The organism is Bacteroides fragilis (assembly GCF_019583405.1).
Lineage (GTDB): Bacteria > Bacteroidota > Bacteroidia > Bacteroidales > Bacteroidaceae > Bacteroides > Bacteroides fragilis_B.
On record NZ_SZUU01000007.1, the window covers coordinates 44,666 to 58,097 of the forward strand.

Below are 13,432 nucleotides of genomic sequence, written 5' to 3' on the forward strand. Positions count from 1 at the left end.
AATTATCAATTTACTTATAGATTGTGACTTCAGCCAATCCGGCTGCTCCTTCCGAACTTTTCTCAATGGTGATACGCATATATTTTAGTTCCTTACCAATCTGCACCGGCTTAAAATCCCATCCCGTACACTCACGTTCATACAGAAGTTCCCAATTTTTTCCGTCGATAGAGGTTTCCACTTTATGCGTATAAGTGGAACTATCCTTCTGAAACCGGATACGGCTTGCAAACACTTTCTCGGATTTATCCAGTTCAAGCGTTACTACTTGAGGCTGAGTTTCATTGTCAGCAATCCACCACGAAAAATCGTCTCCATCTGTAATGCATGCGGCTGTATAACGTTTCTGTTCCGAAGTGGCTTCAACCCGCACTATTTTCAACGGAATTTTTGTACGAATTATATTTTCCCAAGCAGTTGCCTTCACAACTACTCCTTCCTCTTCATTTCCGGTATAGGAAGCATATTGTCCCTCAGGCACATACGTTCCGTTATATCTTCGGGTCGTAATCTCCCGGCTATCTCCCTTAAGCCCATCAGCCGAAACCGAAACATGAATTTTACCCGGACGACAAGTAGTCCGTATCAGTGCGTATCCGATTCCACCCTCTACTTGCTGAGGATTAACCCCGATACGCTCTATACCATCCCCTATCAGACTCCCTTCGCCGGATACGGATATATATATCCTGACATCTGAAGTATTAACGGGAGTTCCATACGAATCACAGATCTTAAAATAGACAGGAATCATATCCGAACCATCCGCTATGGGTTGTATTCCATCTTCTTTCAACCAGATTTCAATCTGCCGGGGTTGTCCGGGAGTACGCACACTGTGAGTTGCAACCACCTTTCCGTCTACCAGTCCTTCAGCAACTAATTCACCGGCTTCATAGGTTCCGGCATCGAAGACATAACAGGGACTTCCCCCTTTCTCCACAATAGGATGATAAAACGGTGTACGCTCTATGCGCGTCTGTTTACCTATCAGTTGATGATTACGAAACAACCGGACTTCATCACAATTGGAAAATACGGTAATCTCTTTCACGGATGAGACATAACGCGGAGCTGTATTCTGTGACGCGATAAATACCATCGGTCCGTCATATAATCCGGGTTGGGATATATCCTTATCACGCATACTCTGCATCATATAATAACTGAATTTGGGATATCTATTCATATCGACCATTCCACAAAACATAGTTTCCTGCTCTGCTCCACGTGCATAATCATTATAACTCCACAAAAAATGTCCCCCCATCCGTGGATTTGCGTCAAGCATGCACCAGTCAAAGTATCCATGTCCGTTAAGCTGCTGAAAACGTCCCCGGCACTGCTTCAATTGTTCCTCTTCATTCTCCATTAGGCTCACACGAGGTTTTTCTCCTACGCCGTCACCCCACTCACGACAGAACAGTGGTTTCACCGCAATCTGGTCTTCCGGATAATTACTCATCACATCCCCATCTTTCGGAAAACGGGATACCTGTTTATAAAATACATCAAAATAATCAACCCGGTCCGTATGTCCGAAGTAGTCACCGGCAGTATACATTTGGTCGCCGGGATATTCGGTATGTGCAATGGCATGTAATTCCCGGGCCACTTCCGCCGGATAACGGCTCTCATTCAAAGCTGTTTCCCAAAGAATTACCGAAGGATGATTGCGATCCCGACGAATCATCTTTTTCCCGACTTCATAGAGACGGGAAATAAATACAGAATCTTTATTAAAATACTGCCAACCGGGAATACATTCCACAACCAATAACCCATATTTATCACAAGCAGCCAAGAAAGCAGGATCTTGTGGATAGTGAGCTGCCCTGACAGCATTACAGCCCCCGCGTTTCAAATCGATCACATCTCTTTCTTGCATGGAGTTGGAAGCGGCATCTCCAATATAGGCAAATGCCTGATGACGATTTGCCCCACGCAGATAAAGCGGTTCACCGTTTATGAAAAATCCCCTGTCACGGGTGTAAGCAATCGTACGTATACCAACTGCCTCAGCGCAATGATCTGTCACTTTATCATTTTCAATAACCGTACTTTCTAATTGATACAGATCAGGAGTATATGGATGCCACAGAAAAGGATTATCTATATTTAAATCTTGCTCAATATGAAGAGCCTCACCGGCCAACAAACGAAAAGAATTTTGTTGGCAGGCTACCACTTTACCATTTTTATCAATCATCCGGGTACGAAGCTGCGCCTTCCGGAGATATTGACCTTCATTTCTGATATGTGTTTTTACATGAGCAACAGCTCTCTCTTTTTCAACTATCGGATATGTGACGAAAACTCCGCCACCGGCAACTTCATCCTCTTCTAATGCATGAGTGATGTGAAGCGGATCGGCAATAATCATTTCCACATCCCGATAAATACCACTGTAATAATAAAAATCCATTCCTCCCTGTGGTTTACCGGGAGGTGTAAGTGGATCATACTCTGCTGAAACTCTGACAGCTAACAAATTATCTTGATTCCAATTAAGATAGGAAGTGAGATCTGCCACAAAACCAATATATCCGCCTCGGTGAGTATATACTTTTTGCCCGTTCAGAAATACCTCACAGGCGTTCATCACTCCTTCGAATGAGATACTGATCTTTTTATCTTTGTATTGTGACGGTACCTTGAAAGTGCGTCTGTACCAGCCTATTCCATCATAGATAATGTCTCCTCCACAATGTTTCTTTTCTAATTGCATAATGTGAGGAAGGGTAGTGGCTATCCAGCCGGAATCATCCAAATCAGGATATTCACCATTTACAATATCCCCGCGGTGAAAAGCCCAACCAAGATTCATGTTCAGCGAAATTCTTGCCCCCACTTCCTCCGCATAAAGCAGAGAAAGTGGAAACAGAATAGCTAAATAAGAAAAAATAATCCTATAATACAATCTTTTCATCTTCACAAAAAACTTTAATCATTTGTAATCCTTTCGCTTCAAACTCAATAGGACCCGGACAATAAGTTATCTTACTCTTGCGTCTTTTACCCCAGTAGTCCTCCTTTAACGACACAGGTAGTCCGCCCATTTTGTCAAAAGATTGATTTGGAATAATTGCATATCTCAACTGTCCAACAGTAGGAATAACCCGTTTTTTTTCTTTCTCCCAACTTTCGGGAACATCTATTTGCAAGTACCAGCCATCCTCACATTTCCTTATCCCAACCAGATGTTGAGTGGTATCTACTGCACACATAGTCTCATGAATGGATGGTATAGCCCCTGACCAAAACACGTTATCCTTCATTTGCACTGGCAAACGACACTGATCATAAGGAGTCAAATCTGTCCGCATGAAAATATTGTTGAAATAGGACACGTTGCCGCAAGGACAATCATGAAATCCGATAATAGATGTACCATGCGGCTCTAAATAAGGGGTCTCACGCTTATCAACGCTATCAGTAGGCCAAATCTTCCAGGCAATCAAGTTATTGACGAACGCAACTCCCTGCGAAAGTCTAATCTGCGCCAGTTCCGGAGATAAAAACAAGTTATGATCTATCAGTATGGGACCATGATTCACTTCCAAAGAAAGATCTTGTGTCTGGTTATCATGTAACAGATTACCTTTTATCCGGGTTCCCTGTGCCATCCAATCAAGCCAAATTCCTCCTTCTGTCCGATAGATATGATTCCCGCTTATCATTACATCCACTGCAGCATGCAATTTTATTCCGGCTAATTCGTATCCCCAAAAAGTTTCCTGTAACCCGATATCATGTATGACATTCGTTTCTATTCTACTAAAAACAGCTCCAAGACTTCCGGCTATTCCAGCTTGACCACAATAGGAAATATGGTTATTCCTCACCAAATGGTTACCAATCCGCTTTTCATCCCAACCATTTTCAAGTGCCCGTTGGGTAGTTTGTATATAGCCTTCAACAGATTCGGATTTATTATCCCATTTATCTCCATATTTTCCCAGTGTAATGCCGACACACTTGGAATGGCTTATCGTATTATTTTCTATTATCCACCCCTTACTCCAATGTGTACCCACCAATCCTATCTGTTCAGCAGTCGGCGGTGCCCATGGAGTAGCGGCATGACTCATGCGAAATCCGCGCACAACAATATAATTGACGAATGGCTTTTCCGGATAGAACACAGCTTGCCGAACATTTATTTCGGTCAATTCTTCATTCGGGTCTTTCTGACCGAAATTAGCCCACAAATAAGTTGTGTCTTTAGTAACTTTACAAAACCACAGGGCACTATCTGTCTTGTTTAATAATACATTTTCCAATCGTGGAGCTTCCGTAAGCGCCCGATCATTCAAATAAACTTCTCCGGTATGTGCCCATTTACCTTTTTCAAGCCAGTCTCCTTTCAAAGTATCAGCATAGGGATTGAACGCAGCGAATATATTATTCGAGATTGCTACACTCCAGATAGTATTACTCAGCCTTTTCCAGTTTTTAATTCTCTCCGAACCTTTGATTTCCACATACTCTCCTCCGGCAGCCTGATAAATAATAGGTTTATCCGCTGTTTCCCCTCCGACGGGAGGATTCACCCATTCCCGATAGACCCCCTCATGAACAGTAATGACATCTCCCGGCCGCGCAATATTGGCAGCAGCCTGTATGGTCTTTAAAGGCCGGGCTTCCTCTCCTCCATAAGAATCATTACCACGCGAAGAAGACACATGAATTTCCCTACCCGACGGGCATGATTCAACACAATTCGAGTAAACATCTGTAGTAACAAAGAGTGCAAACAATAATATTACACTCTTTGTATATAAGTATTCAAAGTTCCCCATCCAAATCAATAATTGGGATTCTGTACAATTGCCGGAGTGGCATCGATCACTGTCTGCGGAATAGGCCACAGATAATGCTTTTCCGGATCAAATTTCCGGTTCTCAACAAAAATTCGTTCATTTGTCAATGAAAGGGCACCGGTTACAGGATCGACCGTTCCAAGTAAACAACCGTATACCTTACCGTTCAACACTTGTTCACCGATTTTCCAACGGCAAATATCGAACCACCGAAGTCCTTCCATAGCAAGTTCCACACGTCTTTCTCTTCTGAGTAATTCGCGCAACTTCTCCTGACCGGTATATCGGATTCTGTCTACAACCGGCATTTTAGCACGTGTACGTATGTCGTCCAAAATATCGTAAACGGAATTATCAATCTGATTCAGCTCTATTTTACATTCGGCATACATCAACAGCACTTCCGCATAACGCATGACAATGGCATTCATGCCACAATCCCACATATCCGCATAATCAGATAAATCGTCCACATATTTACGAACCAGATATCCTGTTTTAGAACGTCCGTAGGGAGCATAATAATCTCCATTCGGATCTTTCACATCGATTGGGTCGTAACGTTTTCCTTCGTATAGATTTCCCGGAGCTAATACGGTAACAGCCAAACGAGGGTCTCTGTGCAAGTAAGGTTCTTTCGGATCATATACCTCAGACTCTTCGATCGTTTTTCCATCTTCACACTCAAAAGCATCTACCAGTGATTGAGTAGGATTGATAGAACACCATCCACCCACACTGGCCGGAGGCAATACTCCTAAAACCCAGTTACCATACAGGCTTTCTACATATTGTACATCCAGAATAACTTCCGAATTATTTTCATTCGCAATCTTAAACAAACCTTTATAATCGGGAAACAGTTCGTAGCCCAATCCCATTACTTCGCTACAAGTAGCCATACAATCATCATACTGATGTTCGAACAGTTCCAGACGGGCTTTCAATGTCAAAACTGCGCCACGAGTAATACGTCCGACATCACTTCCGGAGTAAGATTCGGGAAGTTGCGGAGCGATCTCTTTCAGTTCATTCAAGATAAACTCAACCACTTTCGCTTTCTCGGTACGTGGTAAATTGGCATTTTTAATTTCAAGTACGGAAGTTACCAACGGCACATCACCATAATGTATCACTTTCTGAAAATAATCCCACGCACGCAGAAAACGTACTTCGGCTGTCAAGCGTTTGCGTAAATCTTCATTCATTTCGGGGCGGTGGATATTCTCCAGGAAATTATTATAGCGAACCATGTTTCCATATCCCATATAGCTATAACCCGGATCGGTAGGGGTCGCTGTTCCTGCGGCCTGTACCGCCCAGCCTTCCCAAGTAAAAGGATTATAAGCATTATCCGACGCACAGTCGGCATAAATCACTTCATCCATAGAAAACCAACCATTATAACACCCTGTAGCTGCGGCCATGGCATCTTTTTCAGTTCTCCAAAAGGCTTCGTTTGAGGGTTTGTCCAAAGGATTCCGATCCAGAAAATCGGTACTACATGCCGAGAACAAAGCGGCAAATAACAAACTATATATTATCTTTTTCATACGTATTATCTATCAAAAAGTTATGTTTAAACCAAAAGTATTTGTCTTGACCTGTGGATAGGAACTTCCTCCTTCAGGTGATTCCGGATCGAAGCCTTTATCAAACTTGGTAAAAGTCAGCAGATTCTGCCCACTATAATAGACCCTGATTCTCGAAATCCCCATCACATTACACCATTCTTTGGGCAGTGTATATCCCAATTGGAAGTTCTTCAGGCGCAAATAAGAAGAATTGACAATCCAGAAGGAGGAAGGATTATAGATACTATTGTTCTGCCGATAAGATGAGAATGCTCTCGGGAATTTTCCATTCGGATTGGTTTCGGCATCCCAACAGTCACGGTACATATAAGACGGCTTACCTTTTGCTCCGATCATTTCGCCCACTACACCGGGGCCTGCAAGATACCCTTGTACATCAGCAGCTCCCTGGAACAGGAAAGTAGCATCAAACCCTTTCCATTCGGCAAACAGATTCAGCCCGAAAGTCCACTTAGGCATTGTATTACCGATATAAACACGATCCTCTCCGTCAATTTTTCCATCATTATTGATATCACGGTATTTGATGTCACCGGGTGCAGTTTCGGTACCGGGTATCGTAGCGCTATTGGCAACCTCTTCTTCAGTTTTGAAAAGTCCTTCCGCAATATATCCTCCGATAGAATTGATGGCATAACCTTCCTGATTAAAATACTTACCGCTCCAGATGCGTGCTCCGCCATTCTTCAGGTCAAGTACTTCATTCTTGTTATATGCAGCATTAGCCGACACCTGGAAGTTCCAGCCATGAGTATTCAGTTTATAGCCTGCAGTCATTTCAAAACCGGTATTTTTTACTTTACCTGCATTCTGGTAAGGAGCATTCAGACCGTACAAGGTGCTCACCGGCAATTTCATCAGAATGTCATAAGTCAGTTTACGGTATCCTTCAATAGACAAAGTGTACTGATTGCCCAAGAATCCCATATCAAGTCCGAAGTTCAATGTTTCTGTGGTCTCCCAAACAAGGTTACGGTTAGCACCATCTACCGGAGCCACTCCCTGTACAACTGTTCCGCCGAAGGAATAGTTGGCTTGATCAAGTACAGATTGATAAGAATAGTAAGAAATAGCCTGATTGCCCAGAATGCCCCAACCTCCACGCAACTTCAGATCGGACAGTACATTGCGGGTTCCTTCCATAAACGGTTCATTGATGATTCGCCATGCTCCCGAGAAAGAGGGGAACACACCCCAACGGGAGTCTTTAAAGATGCGTGAAGTTCCGTCACGACGGATATTTGCCTCTACCAAATAGCGATTGTCATAGTCGTAGGTCAGACGCCCGAAGAATGAACGCAATGCGTATTCATTGGCTGAGCCATTGGCTGTCTGTCCATCAGGTGAACCGGCATTCAATTCCCAAAGATCATTGTTCAAGAAGTTTTTCCGGTATCCCTTAGTCCAGTCCTCACGATAATATTCCTGTTCGTATCCCGCCAGTGCACCTACAGTATGTTTACCAAACGTATTGTTATAACTGACCAGTGTCTGTAAATTCAATTTCAGCCCATTCTTACGTTCATCAGTCTGACTGTTAGGTCCCTGATATTTTGTAGGCTCTCCTGTTTTCCAGTTATAATACTGGATATCCTTAATAAACTTCTCGTCGGAGATCGATTTATATTCATAACCCACGATTTCCTGAATCTTCAATCCCTTGACCGGTTCATAACTCACATTTCCGATGGCTCTGGTGATGTGTTGCTTGGTAGTACGCAAATTGCCTTCCTCGATAAAAGCCAACGGGTTACCGTCATTGGCATATCCATAATATCCGTTTGAATATTTATAAGGAATAAAAGGGGCGATCTGGTTGATTTGTGAAAAGATATTAGACATCTCACCGGTAAAACCACTCACAGGTTCCTGTGCCTCACCATACGTGAAGGAAAGGTTCATTCCTGCTGTAAACTTTCCCATCTTGGCATTCATATTACCCCGTACCGAATAGCGATCGTATTTAGCAATATCGATAATGCCGTCCTGTCCCAGATAACCGGCAGAGAACATATAAGTCATCTTATCCGTACCTCCCGAAATCTCGGCACGGTGGCTGTGTTGCAAACCGGTTTTGTAGAATAGCCCCTGCCAATCCGTATCGGGATAGTTGTCAGGATCTGAACCGTTTCTGAACTTTTCAATCTCTTGGTCCGTATAAATAGGTTTCTTACCTTCATTAACCATGGCTTTATTGTACAGCTTTGCGTATTCCCATGAATGAAGATATTCGGGAAGAGCTGTAGGTTTCTGCCAGCCCACATAGCCGTCATAACGTAGAGTAGGTGCTTTATCACCTCCCTTTTTAGTAGTAATCAGGATAACTCCATTTGCCGCACGTGAACCGTAAATAGCTGCTGAAGAAGCATCTTTCAGTACTGAGATATTCTCGATATCGCTGGGATCTACCTCATTGATACTGGATACGGGTAAACCATCCACAACATACATCGGATTAGAGTTATTTAAAGTCCCGACACCACGCACACGAATGGTTGTATTGTCACTTCCCGGCTGTCCGGTTCCGGAAATGACAGTCACACCGGGCAATAACCCTTGGATGGCATTCGATACGTTAGTCACCGGACGGTTTTGCAATGATTTGGAATCGACAGCAGCAACTGCTCCCGTCAGATTCACTTTCTTCTGAACACCGTATCCCACAACTACCACCTCTTCCAGGGTTTTGGTATCCTCCTTCAGAATGATGTTAAACGCATCCTTCCCTTTTGTCGAAACATCTTGTTGCAGATAGCCGATGTAACTGACAGTCAAAGAAGCATTCTCCGGAACTTCCAGCGTAAACTCCCCATCCAGATTTGTTATCACCCCATTGGTGCCTGCTCCTTTTTCAACAACATTGGCTCCGATGACAGGTTCCCCCATAGCGTCCTTCACCACTCCGGATACCTTCTTCTTCCGGGAACGGGGTTGTTGGTCCGTTTTCTTTTCAATAAAATAAATCTTATTATTTCTTACCTCAAAAGTAACTTTCGTTCCTGCCAATAGTTTTGTCAACACATCCTCCAGAGTGGCATCTTTCAACTGAATGGATACTTTACGGTTTACGTCGATCAACTGATCGCTGAACACCAGCCCTAACCCTGTCTGGCTTTTTATAGAAGACAGTACCTTCTCTACCTTCTCATTATTAAAATTTAAAGAAACTTTTTGTGACCATGCCGAAACAGTGAAGCCAAATAAAAGAACTCCTAAGAGCAACAGCATTTTCGTTCTGGTTCTTGTTTTCATTTCATACAGTATTAAATTAGTTATTTTTATGATTTATAAAAAGGCCTTTCTATATAGGCTAACACACCATCCCAAAGAAGGTATGAGTGTCATTTTCATTTTTCTGCAAAAAATTGTGCAGAGAAATGATAAGCCTTGCCTTCACGTAGCTGTAATCGTGTTCTCCGATCCCCATAAGCTACTTCATAGGACTCGTTTTGCCGTGCATGCAGGACGGCTTCCACCAGCTGTCCGGATTTCCACGTAATATCCAATGTGTGTCCACCGTACACCTGTATCCCTTTTATGCAGCCATCGGCATATTCATGGGGCCAAGCCGGCAGTAGTTCTATTTTCCCCTCTTCCGTATAAACCAGCATTTCCATCAAAAGACGCGGAAAACTCAGAACCGCATCCAGATTGTAAACCTGATGTTCGGGATCATGCGAGGTAACCAGTCCGTCATATAAATAATGGCGGCGGCAAAAGCGATCCAGATTGGTCTTCACTTTCTCTATATCGCCCAGCCGTACAGCCTGTAGTGCTACATGGATTAGTCCATGAGCCGAACCGGTATCGAAGGCAAAACGTTTGTCCAAAGCTATACCTGCTGCTTTAATAAGACGGGGATCTCCTTTTGACTTACCCAACCGGGAACCGGGAAACACCGGATATAAGTGTGAAAGATGTCTGTGGTTATACACATCCGGATAACAGGGATCAATCCATTCGGCCAATGCTCCATCGTTATTTATCCGATAAGCCGGCAAGTGTTGCAGGTAGTGACTCCACCGTTCCAGTTCTTTCTTATCCACATGGAACTTATGCCCCATCTCCAGAAGCAGATCAAACACTTCTCTGGCAATGGCAACATCCATCGTAGCATCTTTGCTCAGCCAGGTATCAGTTCCGGGAGGTGCGTTTTCCGGTGAAACACTTGGACAGATATGATAAAGGCTGTCACAGCCCATAATAAGATAATCTTCATAAAAACCGGCCATCTCCTGATAAAGGGGGAATACGTGTTCTTTTAGGAAGGTCTCGTTACCGGTCAGCATAGCATACTCGTAGAATGGCCGTATATTCCAACCAGCCCCACCTGCCCAGAACATCCAGGGGAAAGATCTTCCGAAATGGGTCAGATATCCGTTTTCCGGATCATTGTAATGGGCTACAAGAAAGCCCCGGCATCCCAAGTAGTTTTTCGCATTCAGTCTCCAACCCGGCAATAGATTTTCGACATATCCAATATAAGACTCCGCACATTCGTGCAAGTTGCCCATAGATGCTGCCGAAATAGCTAAATTAATATTTGAATCCCAGACAAATCCGCCAATCCATCCGGGTTTCCAGCCTCCTCCCCAAATTCCTTGTAAGGGAGGCGGATATTTGCCGGACGAAGAAATCAAGAGATAACGGCCCATTGCGTGAATCTGCTCCAAAAACAAAGGAGTAACCCCACATTCGTGAATCGTCGAAAGCATTTTCTCAGTCGGAACGGTCTTCCAGTCGGACGAACATCCCAGATCTAACTGCATGCGACGGAACATTTCCCCATGTATCCGGCTATGAGGTTTCAGCAACTTACCATAATCAAGCGGCAAACCCGACAGTTCTTTTTGTACGGACGAACGCACGGATAAACGGGCCTCCTTCAGAGGAGTGATCCTAATGAGCACCAACACCTCTTCAGCGTCCGTTATCCGTAAAGAATCTCCTTCAGCCGTCATACTTCCTCCCTTAACCGTCACACGGGCTAACCCTTCATAGCCACCGACATCATATTTATAGCCGGCACGATAGGATAACCAACCCGACACGGCTTCTGCTTTCACCGATGAAAAAGCACTGTCCAAGTTATGTTCAAAGTGCATACCTTCACGCCCAGGAGTCTCTTTCAGACTCAGCACCAGATTCATCTTATTACCCTCATCGGCTTTCAAGCGGACCACATTCACATTATGCTCCCTGGACGAGAACACAGATTCCGTCACCTTCCCGTTTTCGTACCAGGAAGTGAGCACTTCTCCAGTCTCCAGGTCGAGCTGCCTTCTATACTGTTTTTCGGTTTGTAAAGGTATACCCGTATGCCGGATACACAGGTCGAAAGCCGGATGAGGAATCAAAGGCCAACGTTGGCGGGCTCCCATGGCAACCAACTGACGGTCCGCTTCGCTCGTCATCAACGCATCCGCGGCATCACTTTTTCCTGATTCCATCAGACTTCGTACTTGCGGGAGCAAAGAAGCGGTGCAAGGAACTGCCACTTTATTGCGGTCCCATCCCCTTATAAATAATTCTTCGTGGACACAGATAATCCTTTCTTCTCCCGGCTGTCCCATCACCATTGTTCCATGACTTCCATTACCGGTAACGAATGCATCCTGCCAGGATGCAGCAGGTTTTTCGGACCAAACTACCCATCGTCCGGACGAATTTAGAAAAGATGGATGGCTCTTAATCCCATGAGTAAAGGAAAACGGGAGACAGGCCATCAACAAAGTAAACAAATACTTCATATAAACACATAATCATTGTGATATCTTTATGTACAGACATCTGGTTCATACTCAAAATAAATATTCCGAAAGGCCTTTTTAGTATACATAAGCTAACACCTCACCCGAAAGAAAGTATGAGTCTTCTGTTTTAGAGTACATCTAAAAAAATAGATGCAGTCCCTTTTGTCTGGTCTGCATCTATCTATATAGGAATGATGATTCAATCCATCTATTCTTTCTTCAGGACTTCGAACACCCCGTCTTCTGTTTGTGAGAAACGTATCCATGAAACCGCCTCCAAATCACGCAATACATCATCAACGTTCACTTTGCTGGTAGACAGAGTAAACCTGTTATTCAATAAAGTAGAATCACGCACAATGAAATGAACATCATACTGCCGTTCCATCACTTTTATGATCTCTTTCAACGGAGTGAGATAAAAGTTCAGACTATTGGAACGCCAGGAAGAGATCTGGTTCATATCTTCCGGTTCGGATATCTGGTAACGTCCGGACTTTCTGTTATATTCCGCACTTTGACCGGGTACAAGAGGATACTCCTTATGCTTCGAATCCTTTAGCAGAACTCCGCCCTCTTCCAGTGTCACCCATACATTCTGCTCTGCAGGATATGCCTTCACATTAAATTTGGTTCCGGTCACCTTCACCTCGATTCCCTTCAGATCAACAATAAATGGACGGTTCTTTTCTTTGGCTACCACAAAATAACCTTCTCCCCACAGCTCAACACTACGATTGAACAGCCCAAATTGTTTGGGATATCGCAAACGAGTATCCGAGTTCAACTGTACGACCGTGCCATCCTGCAAAACAACCTGCATCTGTTCACCGCAAGGAACCTTCAGTTCAGCATACTCCGTAGCAGAGAATACACCGGTTCTGTCGGCCAGAAACCAAAGCGACAAACTGAGAAAAAGGAAAGGGATCAACACAGCCGCCGCTATCAGTCCGCGACGATAAGATATTGTTTTTTTCTGTGGTTTGATCTCTCCCATAAAGCGTTGCCGCATCCGTTCTTCCGGCACCGGATGGTCCAGCCAATCCAAGGCCTGCTCTTCCGTCAACCGCAAAGATTCATTTTCCAGCCGTTCCGACAGATAGCGGCTACCTTCCTCTGTAGCAAACCATTCCGCCACCTTTCCGGCCTCCTCTGCAGAAGCTTCATTATTGAGCACCTTATCTATAATCGCATCATCTATTTTCATTTCTACTTTTCTTTATCTACTAATAAAAACACTTCACCAACTTAAAAGTATGAG

Annotated in this window: 6 protein-coding genes; all 6 read right to left on the reverse strand. The window is 44.0% G+C overall.

Annotated elements, in window-relative coordinates; all coding sequences use genetic code 11:
• Window positions 1-10: 10 nt before the first annotated feature.
• The 6 genes from FDF36_RS15060 to FDF36_RS15085 all read right to left on the reverse strand — a co-directional run bounded on the left by FDF36_RS15060 (window position 11) and on the right by FDF36_RS15085 (window position 13,378).
• The gene (locus FDF36_RS15060; RefSeq protein ID WP_220391890.1) at window positions 11-2,929 is read right to left on the reverse strand and encodes a glycoside hydrolase family 2 TIM barrel-domain containing protein; all 2,919 of its coding nucleotides are present in this window, start codon (window positions 2,927-2,929) and stop codon (window positions 11-13) included.
• On the reverse strand, window positions 2,910-4,802 hold the full coding sequence (locus FDF36_RS15065) for a right-handed parallel beta-helix repeat-containing protein (RefSeq protein WP_220391891.1): 1,893 nt from the start codon (window positions 4,800-4,802) through the stop codon (window positions 2,910-2,912). The genes FDF36_RS15060 and FDF36_RS15065 overlap by 20 nt, the downstream gene beginning before the upstream one ends.
• Window positions 4,803-4,807: 5 nt before the next feature.
• A complete protein-coding gene (locus FDF36_RS15070) occupies window positions 4,808-6,376 on the reverse strand; it encodes a RagB/SusD family nutrient uptake outer membrane protein (RefSeq protein ID WP_005778603.1) in 1,569 nt (522 codons plus the stop codon).
• 12 nt (window positions 6,377-6,388) lie between these two features.
• The gene (locus FDF36_RS15075) at window positions 6,389-9,670 is read right to left on the reverse strand and encodes a TonB-dependent receptor (RefSeq protein WP_220391892.1); all 3,282 of its coding nucleotides are present in this window, start codon (window positions 9,668-9,670) and stop codon (window positions 6,389-6,391) included.
• Between the two features lie 95 nt (window positions 9,671-9,765).
• Entirely contained in the window at window positions 9,766-12,168 is a 2,403-nt protein-coding gene (locus FDF36_RS15080) for a glycosyl hydrolase family 95 catalytic domain-containing protein (protein WP_220391893.1), read from the reverse strand.
• 211 nt (window positions 12,169-12,379) lie between these two features.
• The gene (locus FDF36_RS15085) at window positions 12,380-13,378 is read right to left on the reverse strand and encodes a FecR family protein (protein WP_220391894.1); all 999 of its coding nucleotides are present in this window, start codon (window positions 13,376-13,378) and stop codon (window positions 12,380-12,382) included.
• Between the last annotated feature and the right edge of the window lie 54 nt (window positions 13,379-13,432).